The organism is Lysobacter sp. A289 (genome assembly GCF_054072675.1).
The window spans coordinates 357,261-379,747 of the sequence record NZ_JBSVRN010000002.1 but is presented as its reverse complement, the minus strand read 5'-3'; the positions used below and the strand labels follow the sequence as shown (position 1 = coordinate 379,747).

The window sequence follows — 22,487 nt, the reverse complement described above, 5'->3', positions numbered from 1 at the left end:
TCAGCCGACCTGCGGGACCGGCGCCAGCGCCTCGATCAGCCGCGCGAACACCTCGTCCAGCGAGCCCACCCCATCTACCACGCTGAGCTTGCCGCGCTGACGGAAGAAATTGACCACCGGCGCGGTCTGGTCAACGTAGACCTGCAGACGGGTACGGACCGATTCGGGCGAGTCGTCGGCGCGGCCTTCTGCCTGGGCCCGACCGGCGATCCGCTCAACCAGCAACTCGGTCGGCACCTCCAGCTGTACCGCGGCGTCCATTGGCTGGCCAATGCGCTCGAGCAACGTGTTCAGTGCGTCGGCCTGGGCCAGGTTGCGCGGATAGCCGTCGAGGATGAAACCGCCCTGGGTGTCGGTTCGCGAGAAACGATCCTCGAGCATGCCCAGCAGGATCGCGTCGCTCACCAGCTCACCACGAGCCATCACCTCTTTTGCCTCAAGGCCAAGCCGGGTGCCGGCGGCAACTTCCGCACGCAGCAAATCGCCGGTGGAGATGTGGGGTACCTGCAAATGATCCTTGAGGCGGGTGGCCTGGGTGCCCTTGCCGGAACCGGGCGGGCCGAGAAGTACCAATCGCATCACTGTCTCCTGAATCTGGGCCTCACGGGGCCGGCGCTACAATTGCAGCGACCTGTCAACCTGCCGGGGCAAACGGCGCCCAGCTTACCGCATCCTGGGGCTGTCCCGGCACCTACCTCTGGAAACCCCATGCCATCGGGAACCCTGCTCTATGCCCAGTCCGGCGGTGTCACCGCCGTCATCAACGCCACCGCTTCGGCGGTGATCCAGACCGCGCGCACCCACAAGGTCAAGGTACTGGCCGCGCGCAACGGAATCCTGGGTGCATTGCGCGAGGAGCTGATCGACACCTCGAAAGAGCCGATCGCCGCGATTCGCGCCCTCGCCCACACGCCCGGTGGCGCGTTCGGCTCATGCCGTTTCAAGCTCAAATCACTGGACGAGGATCGGGCGAAGTACGAGCGCCTGCTGGACGTGCTGCGCGCCCATGACGTGCGCTGGTTCCTCTACAACGGCGGCAATGATTCGGCTGATACCGCCTTGAAGATGTCCCGGATCGCCGCCGAGTTTGATTATCCGTTGACCTGCATCGGCGTGCCCAAGACGATCGACAACGACCTCGCGCTGACCGACTGCAGTCCCGGTTTCGGCTCGGCGGCCAAGTACACCGCCGTGTCGGTGCGCGAGGCAGCGCTGGACGTGGCGGCCATGGCCGAGACGTCGACCAAGGTGTTCGTGTACGAGGCGATGGGCCGGCATGCCGGTTGGTTGGCGGCCTCGGCGGGACTGGCGGGCAACGGACCCGACGAGGCACCGCACATCATCCTGTTCCCGGAGCGCGTGTTCGACGAGGCGGCTTTTCTCGCCAAGGTGGACTCCGTCGTCAAGCGCGTCGGCTATTGCGTGGTGGTCGCCAGCGAAGGCATCCGCAACGCCGATGGTGCGTTTGTCGCCGATGCCGGCGGCGGCAAGGACTCCTTTGGCCACGCCCAACTGGGCGGCGTGGCTTCCCATCTCACCGGCCGGGTCCAGCGCGTGCTGGACTACAAGGTTCACTATGCGCTGCCCGATTACCTGCAGCGCTCGGCGCGGCACCTGGCCTCCAGGACCGATCTGGACCATGCCCAGGCCGTCGGCAAGGCGGCGGTCGAGTTCGCCCTGAAAGGCATGAATTCGGTGATGCCGGTGATCGTGCGCACCGGCGACGCGCCCTATCGCTGGAAGATCGAGCCGGCACCGCTGTCGAAGATCGCCAACAAGGAAAAGAAGATGCCGGCGGGATTCCTGCGCCGCGACGGCTACGGCATCACCGAAAAAGCCCGCACCTACCTGGAGCCGCTGATCCGCGGCGAAGCACCGCCGCCATACGGACGCGACGGGTTGCCCAGGTACGTCACGCTGAAAAATATCGCGGTGAAGGCGCAACTGCCGCCGTGGGATGTCGAAACGGGTTGAAACTCGCCTGGATGAGGCAACTCAGTCGTTGCAGGTCTTGCCTTCCACCTTCATCACCGCCGCAAACACGCTAACCGCCGCTGGCTTGTCGGCGCTGGATGCGGGCTTGGAACCATCCAGGTAAACCCGGACGCGACCTTGTGCGTCCAGCTCCGGCGTGGCTCCTTCGGCAGCATTGCGCCACACGTGCACGATGGCCTGCTGCGATGGACAGGCCGCGTTGGGCACGCTGATCAGGTCGTTGAGTATCCAGCCGCCGGCAAGCGAAGGCTTCGCCTTGGCGGCATCCACGAAACGGGCGCGTGGCTGGCAGTTCGGGCTGGTGCGAACGACCGCGAACCGGTACGGATCGGCGGCCTCACCGGTAAACACGCCTTCCAGGCGGGCGCAGGCCTCCGGGATTGTGCGCAGGGTATGCGCCACCCCAACGGCCTGGGCAGTGGCAGCCGGGCGGTCAATCTCCGGCTTGGGGTCGGCGGCCATTGCGGGCAGTGCCGCGACGAGAAGTAACAAGGACATCAGGCGCATGGGCGCGCTCCGGTCGGCTACGGGTTGAAGCGCAGGCTGCCACGACGCGCCTGAACGGCCGCCGGAATGTGCCATAGTCGTGGCGTTGTAAGGCGCGTAATCCGAAATTCCATGTTGTTGTCCACTTTCTATTGGGGAGGGGTCCATGCTGGAGCAGTACGGTTTGACCTTGGCGCTCGTGTGCGCCGTTATCGCGATCCTGTACGGGATCATCTCGGCGCGCTGGATCAGCGCGCAGCCCGCCGGCAATGAACGCATGCAGGAGATCGCCGGCGCGATCCAGGAAGGCGCTCGCGCCTATCTCAATCGGCAGTACCTGACGATTTCGGTCGCCGGCGTGGTGTTGTTCGTCGTCATCGGCATCTTCCTGGGGTGGCCAACCGCGATCGGGTTTGCACTCGGCGCGGTGTTGTCGGGTGCCGCCGGTTATATCGGCATGAATGTCTCGGTGCGCGCCAACGTGCGTACCGCCGAGGCGGCACGGCGCGGCATCGGGCCGGCGATGGATGTCGCCTTCAGGGGCGGCGCGATCACCGGGATGCTGGTGGTCGGACTGGGCCTGCTGGGGGTCGCCGGTTACTGGTTGGTACTGGAGAAGATCGGCATCGTTGGCGAGCCTGCACTGCATGCGTTGCTCGGGCTGGCGTTCGGCAGCTCGCTGATCTCGATCTTCGCCCGTCTTGGCGGCGGCATCTTCACCAAGGGCGCCGACGTCGGTGCCGACCTGGTCGGCAAGGTCGAGGCCGGGATCCCCGAGGACGACCCGCGCAACCCGGCGGTGATTGCCGACAACGTCGGCGACAACGTCGGCGACTGTGCCGGCATGGCCGCGGATCTGTTCGAGACCTACGCGGTGACGATCATCGCCACCATGCTGCTGGGCGGGTTGATGTTCGCCGCCGACACCAACGCGGTGTTGTATCCGCTGATGTTGGGCGCGGTATCGATCATCGCCTCGATCATCGGCGCGTTCTTCGTCAAGGTGAAGGCTGGCGGCTCGATCATGGGCGCGCTCTACAAGGGCGTGATCGTGTCTGCCGTGTTGTCGGCGGTGGCGTTCTGGTTCGTTACCGCGGACATGTTCCCGGACGGGCTGACCTCGCTGGATGGCACGTTGGCGGTGTCATCGACCAACATCTTCTACTGCGGTCTGATCGGCCTGGTGCTGACGGGCTTGATCGTGTGGATCACCGAGTACTACACCGGCACCCAGTTCAAGCCGGTGCAGCACATCGCTGCGGCGTCCACGACCGGGCATGGCACCAACATCATTGCGGGCCTCGGCATCTCGATGAAGTCGACCGCCTGGCCGGTGCTGGTGGTCTGTGCGGCGATCTGGGGCGCGCACGCGCTCGGCGGCCTGTACGGCATCGCCATCGCCGCAACCGCCATGTTGTCGATGGCCGGCATGATCGTCGCCCTTGATGCCTACGGCCCGATCACCGACAACGCCGGTGGCATCGCCGAGATGGCCGACCTGCCGCCGGAGGTGCGCGATATCACCGACCCGCTGGACGCGGTCGGCAACACCACCAAGGCAGTGACCAAGGGCTACGCGATCGGTTCGGCGGCACTGGCGGCACTGGTGCTGTTTGCCGATTACACCCACAACCTCAACACCGCCGGTGAAGCCAAGGCGGCCCTCACCGGCGTCGCCTACGAGGCCATGCGTTTCGACCTTTCCGATCACATGGTGATCATCGGCCTGTTGATCGGCGGATTGATTCCCTACCTGTTCGGTGCGATGGCGATGGAGGCGGTCGGCCGGGCTGCGGGCGCGGTGGTGGAGGAAGTACGCCGACAGTTCCGCGAGATCCCCGGGATCATGGAAGGCACCGGCAAGCCGGATTATTCGCGCGCGGTCGACATGCTGACCAAGTCGGCGATCAAGGAGATGATCCTGCCTTCACTGTTGCCGGTGGCCGTACCGATCGTGGTCGGCCTGTTGCTGGGGCCGAAGGCGCTGGGCGGGCTGCTGATCGGCACGATCGTGACCGGCATCTTCGTGGCGATCTCGATGACCACCGGCGGCGGTGCCTGGGACAATGCGAAGAAGTACATCGAAGACGGTCATCACGGCGGCAAGGGCAGCGACGCGCACATGGCGGCGGTAACCGGCGATACCGTCGGCGACCCGTACAAGGACACCGCCGGCCCGGCAATCAACCCGCTGATCAAGATCATCAATATCGTCGCGCTGCTGATGGTGCCGCTGCTGTAGCCACACCGGCATCACGGATATCCAGGGCGGCCTTCGGGCCGCCCTTTTTTACAGGTGGGCCATGGATTCCGTGACGCCGGCACCACCACCGACGTGATGTTTACCTTTCAGTGCCCGGACCCCATTGATGCCGAAGTGGCACCTGGCATCGGCAATCCAATCTTGCGGGCAAACGCAGAAAAACGCGGGTCATCCCGGTAACGCAGGATGAAGGGATCGTAGAGCAGGTAGGCGACTCCCGGATCGCGGTTGACCCACGCGCGATCCAGCCATTCAAAGACCTTGTCCGCGTCATTGCGCAGGGCATACACGTCGGCGATCTGATACGCGGCAACATCGGCCTGGGCGTCAACCAGGGCCTGCAATGCGGCATCGGCGGCCTCACGGTCATCACCGATCTGCAGCGCCAGCGCGAGTGCAATGTCGTGCCAGACCCCTGCCGGTTCCTGTCCCGCCGAGATCAGGGCGGCCTTGGCATTACCGCGCAGGATTTCGATGACGGCCAGTTGCTCGTAATAGACCGCCGCCTCGGGTTGCAGCTCGATTGCCTTGCGGATCGCCTGCTCCGCCTCGTCGAGACGCCCGACCGGCGCAAGATAGGTGGCGAGCCAGTAGTACCAGCTCGCATGCAACGGGTCGGCTGCCAACGCTTGCCGGGTCAGATCGACCGCCTGCCCGGGATTACCCAGAGTTGCCAGCAACACACCGAGTGAAAATTTGACGTCGCCATCGTTGGGCGCCAGCTGTACCGCGCGGCGGTACTCGGTTTCGGCCTGGGCCCAGTTGAAGTCCGCGGTGGAAAGCAGGCGGCCGCGCGCCACATGCACCGCCGCCAGGTCCGGATTCAGCGCCAACGCACTGGTAGCCGCCGCACGCGCTTGTGCATACGCCTGTTGGGCCGGCGTACCGCCGAGAAACTGCGTCGCAAGATCCGTCCACGCGTGGGAAATCATGGCGTAGGCCTGTGCGTAGCGCGGATCGATCCGGGTCGCGGTGGTGTAGGCATCGATCGCCTTGCGCAGGTCGGCCTGGGTGCCGCGTGTGCGGTAGAACTTGCCCTGCAGGTACGCGGTGTATGCATCCATATTGCCGCTGGGTGGGTGATCACTTTGCATCGCGGCGTCGGGCCCGGTCAGCAGTTGGGCCTTGAGTGCACTGGCGACCGCACTGGTGATCTCATCCTGTAGTGCAAACAGATCCTTGAATGGCCGGTCAAAATGTTGCGACCACAGAGTGCTGCCATCGGCCGCCTCGACCAGCTGCGCGGTGATGCGCACGGTATCGCCAGCCCGGCGCACGCTGCCTTCCAGTAAATGGGCGACGCCAAGCTTGGCGCCGATCACCTTGCTGCTGTCCTTGCTGTTGCGGAACTGGAACGCGGAGTTCCGGCCGATGACCTTCAACCCATCAAACTGCGACAACGCCGTGATCAGGTCTTCGGAAAGACCGTCGGAAAAGTACTGCTGATCCTTGTCGCCACTGCCGTTCACCAACGGCAGTACCGCGATGGATTTGGCGGGGATGGCGGCGACGGCTTTCCCCGCGACCCGCTCGGTGGCACGCGCCGCACCCTGCTTCTCGGCTTCCAGTTGCAGCGTTGCTTCGCGTTGCGGGGAAAACACGAACTTGTCGACCCCGAAATATGTGAGCGCGAGCAACAGCACGGCGACAATGGCCAGATTCATGCGTTGAGCCGTGCGTGACCCGATCGAGTCCGCCGCAGCAACCACGGCATCCAGCTTGAAACCATCCGGCGTGAATGCAAACACCCAGGCAAACACCAGTGCGGGTACAAACCCGATCGCGAGCACGATGACGATGCTCCGCATCAGCCAGTCCGGAGCACCGAACATCGGGAAGATGGTGTCCACCACCTGGGTGATCAACCAGGCCCCCACCAGATACAGCCCCGCCATGCGGATGACATTGCGGCGTTTGAGTTCGGCGAACAGGCTGCTTCCGCTCATCACGATCCCTTGGTTGGACGGCCCTGTGTCGAGGCGCAATGGTGTGCCGGGAGAACGGCCGGCATTCGCCGTCCTACCGACGCAGGCACCTTGATTGGCCCAACGGCAGTTGCTGGAAATACAGGACGCCCGCCCCGTCCGCGCGAGTTCGCCCAGGTGCGCGACCACGCCGATGGTGCGACGCAGCAGCCGACGAGGTAAAATCGTCGGCTTCACCCGGCCGCCGGTTGGCGCGCCCTCACACCGCTTCGGAGCAAACCATGGGTCTGGATCATGTCACCACCGGCAAGAACCCGCCGGACGAGATCAACGTCATCATCGAGATCCCCAAGGATGCCGAGCCAGTGAAATACGAGGTGGACAAGGAATCGGGCGCGATCTTCGTCGACCGCATCCTGTCCACCCCGATGCGCTATCCGTGTAACTACGGCTATGTTCCGCGCACCCTGTGCGGCGATGGCGACCCGGCCGATGTCATGGTGATCCTGCCGTTGCCGCTCATTCCCGGCTCAGTGATCCGTTGCCGTCCGGTTGGCGTACTCAGGATGAGTGACGAGGCCGGCAGCGACGAGAAGATCCTGGCCGTACCGTCCACCGATGTATTCAGCGGCTATGCCCATATCAACGACCTCGACCAGGTCAGTCCCCACTGGTGCGAGCGGATCGGGCATTTCTTCGAGCACTACAAGGACCTGGAAAAAGGCAAGTGGGTCAAGCTTGACGGCTGGGGCGGCGCCGACGAGGCAAAGGCCTTGCTGGTCGATGCAATGAAGCGCCACGACGCTGAGGGCCATCAACCCGGGGCCTGATTGCCGGGCTGCTGCACAGATAAGGAAGGCCACCCTCGGGTGGCCTTCTTCATGTGTGCCTGTCCGTGGAATAAACCCAGCTGCCATGGCCACGCGGCGCAACAAAAAAGCGGCCCCGTTCCCGGGGCCGCTTGATGTTACTCAGTGCAATTTGATCGACGGATCGATCAGAAGCGCTGCTGGTACTTCATGTACATGAAGCGACCGATGTCGAAACCACCGTAGTACGAGTAGTTCGAGTTCGGCTGGCTGAACATCGCCTGGCCCTGGTGGTCGAACACGTTGTTCGCACCCACCGAGACGGTGGCATTCCACGGCGCATCCCAGCTTACTTGCAGGTCGTGGAAGGTGTTCGAACCGACCTGGTTCAACGGCACGTTCTCGCCATAGGTGTCAGGCGCTGCGTAGTCGGGGAGGTTGCAGCGATCCGCGAAGTAGCACTGCTCCTTCATCGACGAGTAGTAGCGCATGCCCCAGTTGACGGCGAAATCAGCATAGGACCAGTTGAGGTTCATGTTGGAACGGATCCGGAAGTTGCCGCCGAAGCCGACCGACGGGGATTCCGGCGTGTCTGCGTCGTTGGTGGTCTTCAGGTTGTTCTTGCTGACGTAGGTGGAGTCCCAGTTGATGCCGAACTGGCCCAGGCTCGCGGTATCGAACCGGTACGCCAGGCCGAAGTCGAAGCCTTCGGTCTCGACGTAACCCGCATTGCGCAGACCGTAGGTCAACTCGTTGACGATGCCGGTGACCGGATCACGCGAGAAGCCCTGGCAACGTGCTTCGATGCCCCGGACGTAGCAATCTTCCAACATCAGGTTCGGGCTGTCCGAGACCATGGTGTTGTCGATCTGGATGCTCCACCAGTCGAGGGTCATGCTGAGGTTGTCGACGTAGCTTGGGCTGTACACCAGGCCCAGCGACTTGGACTCGGAGGTTTCCGGGGTCAGCAGCGGGTTGGAGCCCGAGTTGAACGGAACCGGGGTCTGGGCCGCGACACTGTCGGTCGGGACGAAGCCCTGCTGCAGCTGACGGTAACCTTGGCCGACATCCGCCACGCAAGCCGCGCTGCCGCCAACGACACCATAGACGCTGTCACACACGTCCCGGAAACCGGTGTAGAAGGTCTCGGAACTGCCACCGTACAGATCGTCGATGGTCGGAGCACGGAAACCGTCGGCGAGGGTACCGCGAACCATCAAGTCATCGAACGGCTTCCACTTGAAGCCAAACTTGTTGTTGGTGGTATCACCGAAGGTGGTGTAGTCCGAGTAACGGCTGGCGACGTTGAACGTCAGCTCCTGGGCAAACGGCAGGTCGGCCAGCACCGGGATGTTCAACTCGAGGTAGAACTCGTCCACGGCGTACTGGCCCTGGGTCGGACCGGATGCCAGATTGGTGGAATCGCCAGTCTGGGCAATGGCATCGGGGCTGAAGCGCCCCGATTCCTTGCGGTACTCGTAACCTGCCGCGAACGCCAGGTCACCGGCAGGCAACGCAAACAGGTTGCCGGCAACGTTGGCGAAGTAGCTGGTGGTCTCGGTCTCGCCCAGTGCGTGCTCGGTCTTGTACAGATAGTCCTGCACGGCCTTGTCGCCCAGCGAATGCGCTGCGTCGCCGGTGCCAAAGCCCGCAAACGGGTTCCACGGCACGCAACCGGCAATCTCGTTGCCCGGGGTACCGCAAACGATCTGGCCTTGGCCATTCTGGAACGACGGACCCACGGCGTTGCGCACGTTCGGCTTGTAGAAGTTGCCGGTGGAGACCGCCTGCAGGTTGTTCTGGTTGAACAGATAACCGGCATCCCAGTCCAGGTAACGGCTACCGTAGTCGATCGAGCCTTCCAGCGCGGCAGTGATGCGCCAGGTGGTCAGGTCGCTCTGGGTGGTACGCGGCACTTCCCAGCCACGACGGCGCCAGTCAATGTCGGTGCCGGGCAGCGGATTGAAGTAGCTGTTGCCCGACATTGCCGCATCAACCGCACTTGATTGCAGCGGGTAGCCGGCAATCTGGCGCTCGGACATGCGCTTGTTGTACGACATGTCCGCGACCAGGCGAATGTTGTCGGTGATGTCGTGGTTGGCATTGACGAACAACGTGCGGCTTTCGGTCGGGTTGATCAAGTGCATCTGATCAGAACCCTTGCTGGTGTCGTCGGCGTTCTGCGGGTGGAAGTTGTCCAGGCCGATGGCGTTGCCGTCACGGTCCGGTGCGTACCACTGGGCAGCCAACGGTTTTCCATCCGGACCCGTCTTGCCGCTGTTGATGTTGAAGTTGCCCCACTGGCCGACCACCGTGGTGCTGTGCTGCGGGTAACCGGGGTAGGTGTCATCGCTGAACCAGCGATCCTTTGCCCAGACCCCCTCTTCCTTGTGCTGCGCGGCGCCCACGGTGACGGAGCCACGGTCACCGGCGAAGCCGACCACGAAATCGTAGTTCTGCTTGACGCCGTCACCTTCGCCGTACTGGCCGATATAGGCGTTGATTTCCGCGCCTTCGAAGTTCTTGCGGGTGATGATGTTGACCACGCCGGCAATGGCGTCGGAGCCGTACAGCGACGACGCGCCATCTTTCAGCACTTCGACGCGCTCAACCATGGCGGTCGGGATCTGCGAGATGTCCTGCAGGCCGCTGGTCGTGATACCAAGGCGCTTGCCATTGACCAGCACCAGGGTGCGCGATGCGCCGAGGTTACGCAGGTCGATGTAGGAACCGCCAACGTTCTCGCCGGAGGCCAGTGGCTCGGAGCGGCTGATCGGCGGGGTGCCGGCGGCAGTGATGTTCTGCAGGATGTCGGCAACGGAGCTGAAGCCCTGCCTCTGGATGTCTTCGCGGCTGATGGTCAGCACCGGCTGCGAGGTTTCCAGATCGACCTGGCGGATACGCGAACCGGTGACTTCGATCCGGTCAAGGGTGGTTGCCTGCTCAGCGGGAGCGGCTTCCTGCGCGCCGGCAAAGGCCGGCACAAGTGCCATCGCGATACCAGCCGGCAGCAAGCCAAGCCGCATCGAGGGGCGCAAATTGCGGTGATTCATGGATCTCTCTCCAATAACGTTATGAGCGTGTTAAACGCGTCGTCAACGCTACGTCGCGAGAGCTTTTACTGCTTTGCCGCAACCGCCGCCTGACTTTGCCGAATCCGGCCTGAGTCAGGCGGCCATTCTTTTCCGGTAGGTGGTCGCAGACATCTGGTAGCGGGCGCGAAACGCCCGCGCGAAACTGCAGCAGTTTTCGAAACCACTGGCGGCGGCGACCTCGCCAATCATCATTTGGCTGCTGCCCAGCAACTCGGCCGCGCGCTCGATCCGCATCCGCGCAGAAGCGGACTGCGGGCTTTCGCCATATAGCGCATGGTAGGTCTTGGAGAAGTACCAACTGGAGTAGCTGGTCAACTCGGCCAGCTCGCTGATGCGCACGATCCGGTCGCGGTTGCCGTCCAGATACATATGGGCGCGCTGCAGCCGTCCGAACACCTGGCGCTTGCGCGCCCGGGAGCGGCCGGGGCAGCGCGGTATGCCGGCCGTAATTTCACTCTGGATCAGCGCCAACTGCAGCAGAAGCGGACGCAGTGCGGCCACCGAGGCGATAGCGTCGTCACCATCGACTGTGGCCAGACGCCGGCTGGAGGCGCGCCATAACCGCAACGCCATCCGCGCATCGTGCAACTCGATATGGCCCCGGCCGGCGTACAAGCCCGGTTGTGCCAGCGCACCGGCGGCGCGCAATGCGTCATCGCCCAGGCTCAAGCCAACACAAACGCCGTGCCGGTCTGCCTGGACCAGCGGTTTGGAGTCGCGGTCAAAGGCAATCCAGTCCCCCCGACGTACCCGGAACCGGCCTTCGCGCCCCTCCACCCAAGAGCTGCCGCGCAGTTGCAGCCAGATGGTCAGTGTGCCGGCCGGCATCTGCATGCTGCCCAGTCGCGAAACGCCGATACAACTCGCCTGGGAACTGACCACCGGCGTATCGATCCGCAGCTGCTGGCCCCGATCGGCCCACGATGTGTTGTCCAATGTCTTGCCTATGCAACCTGTAGAGGCCTATAGGTTTGCCGAATCTGTCCACAGACTCCTGAAGGTTTGCGGAAACTTGGCCGAAATTGTGCCGACTCTGGTGGCGAAAGACTTACGAAAGGCTATTTCCCTTTAAAATCAATTACTTGATAACTCCAGGCCACATCGTCTCCGGCGGCGTCTCGAAGGTCGCGAAGCCGATGTTGCCTCCGTCGGATTCGGCAAGGGTGATATACAGCCGGCGGCCACTCCCATCAATGCTGAACCCGTGGGTCGCCGCGCGGCGGTTCCGGTCCAGACAGCGCGACTGGACGATTGCGCCACCCGACTGCGAACCGTCTTGTTGTGTCGCTTGACCAAGCAAAAGCGCGGGGCACCGCGCCGTGCGGCGACGAACATAGACCCCACGATCGCCGGCCAGGGCCCAGGAGCGATCGGATACGGCAAGCGAGCGTAGCGAGTCAACCGCCCTGACGCTATCCGCATCAAGGCGGAAATCAGCCTGCCACAAGCCTCTCTCGCTTGGCCGCGAAAACACTACCCGCCTGTTCGCGTTGTCGATCTGGACATTGGACACTCCATCCAGAAACGCCACCAGCCGCCATGGCTGCTCGCTCCGGTCATACAAATGCAAGCCCAGATGGCCTTCGCCACCATCGGCCAATACCAGCAGCCGCTCGTCGTCATTCCCACCCGACGCAGGCAGGTATACCGCCTGCACCGGATGGGCCGCAGGAACCGGAAGTCGTGTGACGGTGCCCCGTTTCGGGATTACCTCATACACCCCGTTTTCCTGGGAGCGCTGGTCGTCATCGGAACGTCCGACCACCAGCACTCGCCTGTTGTCTGCATTCCATGCCGGCAGATAGCGGGATTCCGGTTGCAGACTTTCGATCAGTCGCAAGGAGTCAGGCTTATCCAACTCCGCCCACCACAGGCCGAACTCCCCGGAGCGGTCGGAAGTGAACACCAACTGCCGCCCGTCCGGCGCGATCGCGGGCAACCGGTCACGACCGGAGGAAGCGAACAAACGCTTGCCCGGGCTGCCTGCATCCAGGTCAAATTGGTAGATGCCGAAGTAGCTGCGTCGCACAACATAGGCCAATGACGACACGTTGGCCGCGGTTACTGGCTGCTCGCCATCCTCGACTCCCAGACTGGTATGCGCCCCGGTGTCCAGGCCATAACGGTAGAGTCCGCTGCTGCTGTGATCGCGTCGCCCATAGACCAGCGCCCGACCGGTTGAGCTCCAGTCCCAACCGCGAATCTCGGCATTGATCCAGGTCAATCGCTCGGCGGTACCGCCGGTTGCCGACAAGCGCCAGAAATCACCCAACGGCGAATTGCGCACGAAGATGATCCAGCGTCCGTCAGGCGAATAACGGGGGGCAAAGTCCTGATGGTTCGGATCAGCATCGTATTCCAGGTTCTGAACCTCACCGTTGGCGAGGTTCAGAACCTGCAACCCGGATCCCCCATCAACCAGACCGCCACCACCGAAGATCAGGCCACGACCATCCGGGGTCCAATCGAAACCTGGAGGATCGGACGGGTCGCACGTGCCCACGACGCGTTCCGCACCGCCAGTGGCCGGCACCACGAGCACGTGGCAGCTCTGTCCGGGCACGATTCGCAAAAACGCGATCTCGCGACCGTTGGGCGACCATTCTGGGCTGTGGTCGTCGGCCACGCCAACGGGATGGGTCAATTGGGTCGGCACCGTAGGCGCAGTGGGCTGAACCATGATCGCAATGTTGCGCTGCCCGGCAGGCACCGCGATATAGGCCACCATTCCTCCGTCCGGGCTGAGCGTAGGCGAGAACTCGAAGCCCGGCGCCGAGGTGATCAGGCGGGTTTTCAGTTGGTACCGGAAAGGTGATGGCTGCGTCGCTACGGAAGTCGCCACGTCACGGGAAGGCCAGGTCCACCACACCAGCGCCGCAACCAGGCCTGCCACCAGTACCAACACGCCAACAATCACGCCCGGATTGCCGCGCACGGCCACAGGAGTATCGTCGGCGCGATCCAGCCGTGGCTCCCCGGCCGTGACCGCCACCGGCGCAAGCAGACTGGGCACGGCAGGCGTCTTCGCCGCATCAACCTGGAAGAACTCCCGGGTGCTCGCGGCGTCCGGCGACAGCCCAGGGGCTGGGACCGTGGCGGTTTCCACGTTGTCGTCCAACCACTCCACTTCTGCCAGCAGCCGGTAACCGCTTTTTGCGATCGTCTCGATGTACTGGGGGCTTTCGCGAAGCTCGTTGAACGCCTTCCGCAGCAGGGTTATTGCCTGGGTGACCACGTCGTCACCGGGCAAGGTGTCCGGCCAGACCTGGGCCAGCAGGGCATCGCGGCTGACCACCTTGCCGGCGTTGGCAACCAGCACCAGCAGTACGCTCAGCGATTTGGGCGTGATCCTGCGTGGGCGGCGTGCTCCCGGCGCCGTCACTTCGCGCAGGGAGATATCCACCGTACATTGGCCTACGCGCAAACGTTCAGACAAGGGAGCTGCCACAAGAAAAACATCAGAGCCGGCAAGTCTGACCTTCCACGCCCCACCTGTCCCGTGTCGAAAGTCGAAGACTCAGCCTCTTGCGCAAAGCCTTTCGCCCATTAGCGCCAAGCAACGCGGGTTACAGCTCCCGTCGGCCATGAAACCGACCCGCCTCGCGCTCAGGGACGGTTCAGTCCGGGAACTCGGTTTGGTTCTCTGGGAACTCCTTGGCCGCTGCGACCATGTCTTCCCTGTGCCGCCTCACGGTCAGCGCGATCAAGCGCGACACCACCACGGCGATATAACCCAAGCCGACGAATTGCTCCAGCATCACCAGCACCCGCGCCCAAGAACTGACCGGGGTGACGTCGCCCAGCCCGGTGGCGGTCAGGTTGGTGAAGCTCAGGAACAGCAGCTCGATCCATGGCCGCGACTGCGCCGGGTTGATGGAACTGCTGAAAGACCCCGGCAATACCGCCTGGCAGACCATGTAGGCGAAGGCGAAACCCCACGCGAGCAGGGTGAAGGTCGCACCCGCCGCAAACAGTTCGTCGGCGCTGACCAGGTGATCGTTCATCATGTAGACGATCAGGCTGCCGGCCGTATAGAAATACAACACCGATTCCAGCGCCGATGAGATCACCAGCAAGTCATTGCTACCCATCACGATCGAGGCGACCGATATCCCGATCGCCGGCACGGCAACCAGCCACGCCACCCACTTGATGGCCGGACTGCGCCACACCACCCAGACCGCCAGCAGCGGCACCAACACGCCGAACGCACCAAACAGCACCCGTTGGCTGTGGCGGCCGTCGAACACCGGATACAGCAACAGGCTGAGCAACTGGGCCGCCAGCAGGAACGCCGAGGGGTGGCGTTTGGCGATCAACTGCCAACGCCGATACAGATAGCCGTAATTTCCCATTGCGCGAGTGTGCCGTACCCGCGACTGACCGCCAATCCCTGGCGCCTGACAAGTTGGCCAGGCGGTCGCGTGTCCCATGCGACCGCCTCCGGGCCGGTAGCGGTCAGCTCTTGCGATAGACCTCGGCGCCGGCGGCCCGGAACTGCGCCGCCTTCTGCGCCATGCCGTCTTCGATTGCCTGGCCCTCAACCGGCCCAGGCTCGGCGGCGCTACCGCCCCCAAAAGTCGTGCGCACGTCGTGGCTGATTTTCATCGAGCAGAACTGCGGGCCGCACATCGAGCAAAAATGCGCCGACTTGTGCGCGTCCTTTGGCATGGTTTCGTCGTGGTATTTGGTCGCACGTTCAGGATCCAGGCCAAGGTTGAACTGGTCTTCCCAGCGGAACTCGAAGCGCGCCTTGCTCAATGCGTTGTCGCGCGCCTGTGCGCCGGGGTGGCCCTTGGCGAGGTCGGCCGCGTGGGCGGCGATCTTGTAGGCCATCAGGCCTTCGCGCACATCGTCCTTGTTCGGCAGCCCGAGGTGTTCCTTGGGCGTCACGTAACAGAGCATCGCGGTGCCGTACCAGCCGATCAGCGCCGCGCCGATCGCGCTGGTGATGTGGTCGTAACCCGGCGCTATGTCGGTGGTCAGCGGCCCGAGGGTGTAGAACGGCGCCTCGCCGCAGACTTCCAGCTGCTTGTCCATGTTCTCCTTGATCAGGTGCATCGGCACGTGGCCGGGGCCTTCGACCATGGTCTGGACGTCGTGCTTCCACGCGATCCGGGTCAGCTCGCCCAAGGTTTCCAGTTCGGCGAACTGGGCGGCGTCGTTGGCGTCGGCAATGCTGCCCGGACGCAGGCCGTCGCCGAGCGAGAACGCCACGTCGTAGGCCTTCATGATTTCGCAGATGTCTTCGAAGTGCTCGTAAAGGAAGCTCTCCTTGTGATGCGCCAGACACCACTTGGCCATGATCGACCCGCCGCGGCTGACGATGCCGGTCACGCGATTCGCGGTCAGCGGCACGTAGCGCAGCAACACGCCGGCGTGGATGGTGAAGTAGTCCACGCCCTGCTCGGCCTGCTCGATCAGCGTGTCGCGGAAGATCTCCCAGGTCAGCTCCTCGGCGCGGCCATCGACCTTCTCCAGCGCCTGGTAGATCGGCACCGTGCCGATCGGTACCGGGCTGTTGCGGATGATCCACTCGCGCGTCTCGTGGATGTGCTTGCCGGTGGACAGGTCCATCACGTTGTCCGCGCCCCAGCGGATCGACCAGACCAGCTTCTCGACCTCCTCGGCAATACCAGACGACACCGCCGAGTTGCCGATGTTGGCGTTGACCTTGGTCAGGAAATTGCGGCCGATGATCATCGGCTCGCTTTCGGGGTGGTTGATGTTGCACGGAATGATCGCGCGGCCACGGGCGACCTCGTCGCGCACGAACTCCGGGGTGATGACCTTCTGGATGTTGGCGCCGAAGCTCTGCCCCGGATGCTGCTTGAGCAGGTGCGCCTCGGTGATCGCTTCCAGCCGCTGATTTTCGCGGATCGCGATGTATTCCATCTCCGGAGTAATGATGCCGCGCCGCGCGTAGTGCATCTGGGTGACGTTGGCGCCTGCCACCGCGCGGCGCGGCAGCGGGCGGTTGCCGAAACGCACCTTGTCCAGCTTCGCATCGCCTTCGCGTCCACGACCAAACTGCGACGACAGGCCTTCCAGCACTTCGGTATCACCGCGCTCGGCAATCCAGACCGCGCGCAAGGGCGCCAAACCGCGGGCCAGGTCGATGGTAGCCGACGGATCGGTATAGGCACCGGAGGTGTCATACACCGCCAGCGGTGCGTTTTGCTCGCCGCCGAACAGGGTCGGCGTGGGGGCGAGTACGATCTCGCGCATCGCGACCTTCAGGTCCGGGCGTGAGCCGGCAATGTGTACTTTGCGCGAGCCGGGGATCGGCCGGATCACGTCGGCAGACAGTTTGTCGGCTTGCTGTACCAGCTCACGCTGGTCGCCGGAACGGCCAGACGGGCCGGAAGGAATTGCTGCATTCATGGGTTTCGTCCGCTTCATGAGGACAGTCCGCGTGCGGGCGGCCTGTTGCGAGAGATTCGCTTGGCGCACGAAGCGGCGGCGCACGGACGCAGAGCGTCCGGCGAAGCTCCCTACGGCGGTATCAACCGCGTCAGGTTCGAAGGGTCTGTCTCAACCGGCGATGTCCGCCGGTACCCCCGCTTCAATCAGCATTTGACCATGCAGGGCGGCTTGGGGCCAGCGTTTGAGGTCTGGTGCTGTCAAAAAGTCCTTGAAGCCACTCGGTTCAATCCACTCGTGCCACGCAGTCAGCGATAGGATCCACAGATCCCAACTACTGCATACGGGTTGAGCGAGCCCGCTTGCCGGAACCGCTGTTGATGGCTACCTTGCGTGGATGAACAAAATCCTGCGTATACCCGCCCTGGCCGCTCTTGTCATCGCGCTCGCCGCGTGCGACATCGGTTCCCCACCCTCTGCCGACGTCGCCACCCCGGGGCCCGCGGCTCCGACGCCGACCGCCGCAAGCGAGCAAGCTCCGGCGGATGTCTTCATGGCCAACCTCGCGATGCTGTGCGGCAAGGCCTTCGCCGGCGAGGTGGTCGCCGACACTCCCGCGCCGACTGGCGACGATCCGTTCGCCGGCCAGCCGCTGGTCATGCATGTGCGCGACTGCAGCGATCAGGAGATCCGTATCCCGTTCCACGTCGGCGACGATCGCTCGCGCACCTGGATCGTCACCCGCACCGTCGACGGCCTGCGCCTGAAGCACGACCACCGCCTGGCCGACGGCAGCGACGACCCGGTGACCATGTACGGTGGAGACACCACCAGCGAAGGCACCGCCAACCGCCAGGAGTTCCCGGTGGATGCGTTCTCGCAGCAGATGTTCACCCGCGAGGGCATGCAGGTATCCAATAGCAACGTCTGGGCAATCGAGATCGAGCCGGACGCGCATTACACCTACGAGTTGGGGCGTGCCGACACCGACCGCCTGTTCCGGGTGCGCTTCGACCTCACCAACCCCGTCGACACGCCGCCGGCACCCTGGGGCGCCGAATAACTACCGGCGTTTGTATCCGTAGGGCGCAATAAGCGAAGCGCATTGCGCCGGAATGCCAACGACGCGGCGACCTCGACATCCGGCGCAATACGCCGCCAAGGCGGCTATTGCGCCCTACCTTCGTTTCATTGGAGTTCCTGCGGCACCTTGACCCGGAACCAGGCCGCGTACAGCGCCGGCAGGAACAGCAGGGTCAGCACCGTGGCCACCAGCAGGCCGCCCATGATCGCGGTTGCCATCGGCCCGAAGAATGCGCTGCGCGACAGCGGGATCATCGCCAGGATCGCCGCCAGCGCGGTCAGCACGATCGGCCGGAAACGGCGCACGGTCGCTTCCACGATCGCATCCCAGGTTTCATGTCCGTCGCGACGATCCTGCTCGATCTGATCAACCAGGATCACCGAGTTGCGCATGATCATCCCCGACAGCGCGATCGTGCCCAGCATCGCCACGAAGCCGAATGGCACCCGAAACACCAGCAGGAACAGGGTCACGCCGATCAGCCCCAACGGCGCGGTCAGCAGCACCATGATGCTGCGCGAGAAGCTGCGAAGTTGCAGCATCAGCAGGGTGAACACGACGAACAGGAACAACGGCACGCCAGCGGTGATCGAGTCCTGGCCGCGGGTGGAATCCGCCACGCTGCCGCCGATCTCCACCGAGTAGCCGTACGCCAGACCGGAACGGATCTCATCCAGGGTGGGTGATATCTGCGCCATCACCGTCGCCGGCTGGGTGCCGTCGTAGATGTCGGCGCGCACGGTCATCGTCGGCTTGCGGTCACGGTGCCAGATGATGCCCTCCTCGAGCCCGTATTCCAGGGTCGCGATCTGGCTCAGCGGCACGCTCTGGCCGCTGGCGGTCGGCACCATCAGGCTGCCCAGTTGCGACAGATCGACCTGCTCGGCATCGCCACCGCGCAGGATCACCCCGATCAACTCATTGCCCTCTCGATAGGTGCTGACCTGGATGCCCGACAACGATCCGCTCAGCACCTGCGCCAGTTGCGCCGAGGTGATGCCCTGCGCACGCGCGCGGGCCTGGTCGACCTGCAGGCGCACCACCTTGCCCGGCTCGTCCCAATCCAGGTTGACGTTGGCCACGTGCGGGTTGTCGCGGATCTTCGCGCGCACTGCGTAGGCAATCTCCCGCACCTGGTCGATGTGCTCGCCCGAGACCCGGAACTGCACCGGGTAGCCCACCGGCGGGCCGTTCTCCAGGCGGGTCACGCGCATCTGCAGCTCGGGGAAACGCGGCACCACTTCCTCGATCATCCAGCGGCGGATCTCCTCGCGCGCGGCCAGGCTTTCGGGCATCAGCACGAACTGGGTGAAGTTGGCGGCCGGCAATTGCTGGTCCAGCGGCAGGTAGAACCGTGGCGACCCGGTGCCAACGTACGCGGTGTAATTGACCAGGTCGTCGCGGCTGGCAAGCATCTGCTCAAGCCGCTCGGCCTGTGCCTGGGTCGCACGCAGCGAGCTGCCCTCGGCCAGCTCCATGTCGACCATCAGCTCTGGCCGCACCGAATCGGGGAAGAACTGCTGGGGCACGAAGCGGAACATCATCAGCGAGACCACGAACGCCGCTGCGGTGGCCCCGATCACCAGCCAGCGATGGCGCACGCACCAGACCACCCAACTGCGGAAGCGCTGGTAGAAGCGGGTCGCGTAGGGATCATGCTCGCCGGTACCCGGATCGTCGGGTGGCAACGGGGCGATCCAGTCGGCAAACGCGGGGTGTCGATCTGCCCAGCGCTGGCGTCGCGTTTGCCAGCGCGCCGCCAGCGAGCCGGGTTTGGGCGCACTGCCGCGCCCGCCTTCATCGCGCTCGATGTGCGGCAGCAGCTTGTCGCCCAGGTAGGGGACAAACAACACCGCCGCGACCCACGACACCAGCAACGCGATGGTGACTACCTCGAACAGCGACCGGGTGTATTCGCCAGTGCTGGAGGCGGCCATCGCGATGGGCAGGAACCCGGCGGCGGTGATCAGGGTGCCGGTCAGCATCGGGAACGCGGTCGACTCCCATGCGAACGCGGCTGCACGCAAGCGATCGAAACCCTGCTCCATCTTGATCGCCATCATCTCCACGGCAATGATCGCGTCGTCGACCATCAGTCCCAGTGCGAGCACCAACGCCCCCAGCGATATCTTGTGCAGGCCGATGCCGAACACGTCCATCACGGTGAAGGTCATCGCCAGCACCAGCGGGATCGACAACGCCACCACCAGACCAGTGCGAAAGCCCAACGACAGGAAGCTCACCAGCAACACGATCGCGACCGCCTCGGCCAGCACCCGCACGAACTCGCCCACCGAGTCCTCCACCGCCGCCGGCTGGTCGGACACCTGGTGCAATTCCATCCCGGCCGGCAGGGTTTGTTGCAGTTGCTCGAACTCGGCTTCCAGCGTCTCGCCCAGGGCGAGGATGTCGCCACCGTCGCGCATGGCCACGCCGATGCCGATCGCGTCCTTGCCCATGAAACGCATGCCCGGTTGGGGCGGGTCGGAGAAGCCGCGATGGACCTCGGCCACGTCGTCCAGCCGGAACGTGCGATCGCCGACCCGGACCGGGAAGCGGCGGATCTGTTCGACCGATTCAAACTGCCCGCTCACCCGCAGCGGCACCCGGGTACTGGCGGTCTCGAAGAAGCCCGCCGGCACCACCGCATTCTGCTGCTGCAAGGCCTCGCGCACCGCCGCGGCCGACACCCCCAGCGTGGCCAGCTTGGTGTTGGACAGCTCGATCCAGATCTTCTCGTCCTGGACCCCGAACAGCTGGATCTTGCCCACGTCCGGCACGTCCTGCAGCGCGAGCTGGACGCGGTCGGCGTAGTCCTTCAGTACCGCGTAATCAAATCCTTCCCCGGTCAATGCATAGATGTTGCCGAACGTATCGCCAAACTCATCGTTGAAGAACGGCCCGACGATGTCCTCCGGCAGCTCCGGGCGCAGGTCGCCGATCTTCTTGCGAACCTGGTAGAAAAGCTCGGGCACTTCGGCCGAGCGCATCGAGTCGCGCGCCGCGAAGATCACCTGCGACTCGCCGGCGCGCGAGTACGACTGGATGAAATCGTATTCACCGGTTTCCATCAGCTTGCGCTCGATCCGCTCGGTGACCTGCGATGCGACCTGGTCGGCGGTCGCACCCGGCCATACGGTGTGGATCACCATCGCCTTGAAGGTAAACGCCGGATCCTCGCTGCGCCCAAGATTCAGGTAGGAAAACGCACCGGCGATGGCCAGCACCAGCATCGCGTAGACCACCAGGCTGCGATGCCGCAAACCCCACTCGGAAAGATTGAAACGCATGGTCTGGAAGATCCTCGGTTCGGTATCGCGGGCGGTCAGTGGCGCGCGCCGGCCGTCGCCACGTCGCGGTTATCTCGATCCACCGGGCGGACCGTCTGGCCTTCGCGCAACAGATGACCACCGGCGGCGACAACCCAGGCATCCGGATCCAGCCCGTCCAGCACCGGAACGGTCTGGCTGCCGTAGGCGCCGACGCTGACCGGCAGCAGTTTCAGGGTCGAGGTCTGCGGATCCACCACGAATACTGCAACCCCGTTGCTCCCCGGTTGCAGCGCGGTAAGCGGGATGCTGAGCGCGTCGGTTTCCTGGCCCGGGAGGAATACGCGTGCGCTCTGGCCCAGCGCGAGCACCCCGGCCGGCGCATCCACGCTCGCCCGCGCGGCAAAGGTTCGCGAAGCGGGGTCGGCCACCGGCGCGACCTCGCGGACCACACCCGGCCAGCGCTTGCCCGGCTTGGACCAGACCTCGACCTGTATCGCCTGTCCCGGCTTGGTGGCCGCCACCTGTCCTTCGGACACCGCAAAAGCCACCTCGCGGGTACCATCGGCGGCCAAGGTAAATACCGTTTGTCCGGCGGCCACGACCTGTCCCGTCTCGGCCTGTCGCTCGGCGATCACCCCATCGGCGGGTGCCCGCAGCCGACTGTATTGGGCCTGGTTGCTGGCGACCTCGAGCTCAGCCCGTGCCGCATCCACCTGGCCCTGCGCGGCGGTGGCGGCGGCGTTTTGCGCATCCATGCTGGAGCGGCTGACCAACTGGTCCTTGGCCAGTACGGCGTAGCGCGCCTGATCCGCGCGCGCGCGTTCCAATTCAGCTTGGGCGGCTGCCAGTTGTGCCTGGGCCGAATTCGCCCGTGCCTTCAAATCATCCGGGTCGAGCGTTGCCAGCACATCGCCACGGCTGACGTGATCGCCCACGTCCACCTTGCGCTCGATCAGTTGACCGCCGACCCGGAACGACAGCTGGCTTTCCTTGCGGGCACGGATCGCCCCCGCCAGCGAGGCATGCACGGCGTCGGCGGCGACTGGCTGGGTCACCAGCACCGGCCGCGCCGACACGTCGGCCGTTTCGCTGGAACCGCACCCTGCAAGCAGTCCAGCCACAAGCGCGCCGGCCATCAGTGAACGGGCACGGATCGCCTCAATCGCAAAGCGGCTGCGCATGGGAAGCACCTTCT

Annotated in this window: 14 protein-coding genes and 1 riboswitch; of the genes, 4 read left to right on the top strand and 10 right to left on the bottom strand. The window is 64.3% G+C overall.

Features of this window, described 5'->3' with window-relative positions; all coding sequences use genetic code 11:
• On the bottom strand, positions 1 to 579 hold the full coding sequence (locus ACW5DN_RS13840; protein WP_456963392.1) for an adenylate kinase: 579 nt from the start codon (positions 577 to 579) through the stop codon (positions 1 to 3).
• 129 nt (positions 580 to 708) lie between these two features.
• On the opposite strand from ACW5DN_RS13840, the gene ACW5DN_RS13835 reads away from it, so the two are divergent.
• On the top strand, positions 709 to 1,974 hold the full coding sequence (locus ACW5DN_RS13835) for a 6-phosphofructokinase (RefSeq protein WP_456963391.1): 1,266 nt from the start codon (positions 709 to 711) through the stop codon (positions 1,972 to 1,974).
• 21 nt (positions 1,975 to 1,995) lie between these two features.
• Here the strand turns inward: ACW5DN_RS13835 and ACW5DN_RS13830 are convergent, their stop codons facing one another.
• On the bottom strand, positions 1,996 to 2,502 hold the full coding sequence (locus ACW5DN_RS13830; RefSeq protein WP_456963390.1) for a hypothetical protein: 507 nt from the start codon (positions 2,500 to 2,502) through the stop codon (positions 1,996 to 1,998).
• Between the two features lie 145 nt (positions 2,503 to 2,647).
• Between ACW5DN_RS13830 and ACW5DN_RS13825 the strand changes: the two genes are divergently transcribed.
• A complete protein-coding gene (locus ACW5DN_RS13825; protein WP_456963389.1) occupies positions 2,648 to 4,723 on the top strand; it encodes a sodium-translocating pyrophosphatase in 2,076 nt (691 codons plus the stop codon).
• A gap of 107 nt (positions 4,724 to 4,830) precedes the next feature.
• On the opposite strand, the gene ACW5DN_RS13820 is transcribed toward ACW5DN_RS13825, so the two are convergent.
• Positions 4,831 to 6,690: a tetratricopeptide repeat protein gene (locus tag ACW5DN_RS13820; protein WP_456963388.1), complete on the bottom strand. Its 1,860-nt coding sequence runs from the start codon at positions 6,688 to 6,690 to the stop codon at positions 4,831 to 4,833.
• 260 nt (positions 6,691 to 6,950) lie between these two features.
• On the opposite strand from ACW5DN_RS13820, the gene ppa reads away from it, so the two are divergent.
• Positions 6,951 to 7,499 (top strand): inorganic diphosphatase, encoded by a 549-nt coding sequence (gene ppa, locus ACW5DN_RS13815; protein WP_456963387.1) that lies wholly within the window; start codon positions 6,951 to 6,953, stop codon positions 7,497 to 7,499.
• Between the two features lie 167 nt (positions 7,500 to 7,666).
• On the opposite strand, the gene ACW5DN_RS13810 is transcribed toward ppa, so the two are convergent.
• The 5 genes from ACW5DN_RS13810 to thiC form a co-directional block, all read right to left on the bottom strand.
• The gene (locus ACW5DN_RS13810) at positions 7,667 to 10,531 is read right to left on the bottom strand and encodes a TonB-dependent receptor plug domain-containing protein (protein ID WP_456963386.1); all 2,865 of its coding nucleotides are present in this window, start codon (positions 10,529 to 10,531) and stop codon (positions 7,667 to 7,669) included.
• A gap of 114 nt (positions 10,532 to 10,645) precedes the next feature.
• Complete coding sequence (locus ACW5DN_RS13805) at positions 10,646 to 11,509, bottom strand: helix-turn-helix domain-containing protein (protein WP_456963385.1); 864 nt, start codon at positions 11,507 to 11,509, stop codon at positions 10,646 to 10,648.
• 142 nt (positions 11,510 to 11,651) lie between these two features.
• Positions 11,652 to 13,976 carry a winged helix-turn-helix domain-containing protein gene (locus tag ACW5DN_RS13800; protein WP_456963384.1) on the bottom strand — a complete coding sequence of 775 codons (2,325 nt, stop codon included), beginning with the start codon at positions 13,974 to 13,976 and terminating at the stop codon, positions 11,652 to 11,654.
• Positions 13,977 to 14,190: 214 nt separating this feature from the next.
• Positions 14,191 to 14,928, bottom strand: a complete 738-nt coding sequence (locus ACW5DN_RS13795; RefSeq protein ID WP_456963383.1) for an ion channel — start codon at positions 14,926 to 14,928, stop codon at positions 14,191 to 14,193.
• A 103-nt stretch (positions 14,929 to 15,031) separates the two neighbouring features.
• Complete coding sequence (thiC, locus tag ACW5DN_RS13790; RefSeq protein WP_456963382.1) at positions 15,032 to 16,957, bottom strand: phosphomethylpyrimidine synthase ThiC; 1,926 nt, start codon at positions 16,955 to 16,957, stop codon at positions 15,032 to 15,034.
• A 90-nt stretch (positions 16,958 to 17,047) separates the two neighbouring features.
• A riboswitch (TPP riboswitch) is annotated at positions 17,048 to 17,145 on the bottom strand.
• Between the two features lie 188 nt (positions 17,146 to 17,333).
• Here thiC and ACW5DN_RS13785 point away from each other — a divergent pair.
• Positions 17,334 to 17,999 (top strand): hypothetical protein, encoded by a 666-nt coding sequence (locus ACW5DN_RS13785; protein ID WP_456963381.1) that lies wholly within the window; start codon positions 17,334 to 17,336, stop codon positions 17,997 to 17,999.
• A gap of 125 nt (positions 18,000 to 18,124) precedes the next feature.
• Here ACW5DN_RS13785 and ACW5DN_RS13780 read toward each other — a convergent pair whose 3' ends face one another.
• Together ACW5DN_RS13780 and ACW5DN_RS13775 are read right to left on the bottom strand one after the other, a co-directional pair.
• Entirely contained in the window at positions 18,125 to 21,310 is a 3,186-nt protein-coding gene (locus tag ACW5DN_RS13780) for an efflux RND transporter permease subunit (RefSeq protein WP_456963380.1), read from the bottom strand.
• A 35-nt stretch (positions 21,311 to 21,345) separates the two neighbouring features.
• The gene (locus ACW5DN_RS13775) at positions 21,346 to 22,473 is read right to left on the bottom strand and encodes an efflux RND transporter periplasmic adaptor subunit (RefSeq protein WP_456963379.1); all 1,128 of its coding nucleotides are present in this window, start codon (positions 22,471 to 22,473) and stop codon (positions 21,346 to 21,348) included.
• Positions 22,474 to 22,487 lie beyond the last annotated feature (14 nt).

Bases quoted from the DNA above. Each gene is read 5' to 3' on its own strand.
- ACW5DN_RS13840 (WP_456963392.1), bottom strand. From the start codon at position 579: ATGCGATTGGTACTTCTCGGCCCGCCCGGTTCCGGCAAGGGCACCCAG.
- ACW5DN_RS13835 (WP_456963391.1), top strand. From the start codon at position 709: ATGCCATCGGGAACCCTGCTCTATGCCCAGTCCGGCGGTGTCACCGCC.
- ACW5DN_RS13830 (WP_456963390.1), bottom strand. From the start codon at position 2,502: ATGCGCCTGATGTCCTTGTTACTTCTCGTCGCGGCACTGCCCGCAATG.
- ACW5DN_RS13825 (WP_456963389.1), top strand. From the start codon at position 2,648: ATGCTGGAGCAGTACGGTTTGACCTTGGCGCTCGTGTGCGCCGTTATC.
- ACW5DN_RS13820 (WP_456963388.1), bottom strand. From the start codon at position 6,690: ATGAGCGGAAGCAGCCTGTTCGCCGAACTCAAACGCCGCAATGTCATC.
- ppa (WP_456963387.1), top strand. From the start codon at position 6,951: ATGGGTCTGGATCATGTCACCACCGGCAAGAACCCGCCGGACGAGATC.
- ACW5DN_RS13810 (WP_456963386.1), bottom strand. From the start codon at position 10,531: ATGAATCACCGCAATTTGCGCCCCTCGATGCGGCTTGGCTTGCTGCCG.
- ACW5DN_RS13795 (WP_456963383.1), bottom strand. From the start codon at position 14,928: ATGGGAAATTACGGCTATCTGTATCGGCGTTGGCAGTTGATCGCCAAA.
- thiC (WP_456963382.1), bottom strand. From the start codon at position 16,957: ATGAATGCAGCAATTCCTTCCGGCCCGTCTGGCCGTTCCGGCGACCAG.
- ACW5DN_RS13785 (WP_456963381.1), top strand. From the start codon at position 17,334: ATGAACAAAATCCTGCGTATACCCGCCCTGGCCGCTCTTGTCATCGCG.
- ACW5DN_RS13780 (WP_456963380.1), bottom strand. From the start codon at position 21,310: ATGCGTTTCAATCTTTCCGAGTGGGGTTTGCGGCATCGCAGCCTGGTG.
- ACW5DN_RS13775 (WP_456963379.1), bottom strand. From the start codon at position 22,473: ATGCGCAGCCGCTTTGCGATTGAGGCGATCCGTGCCCGTTCACTGATG.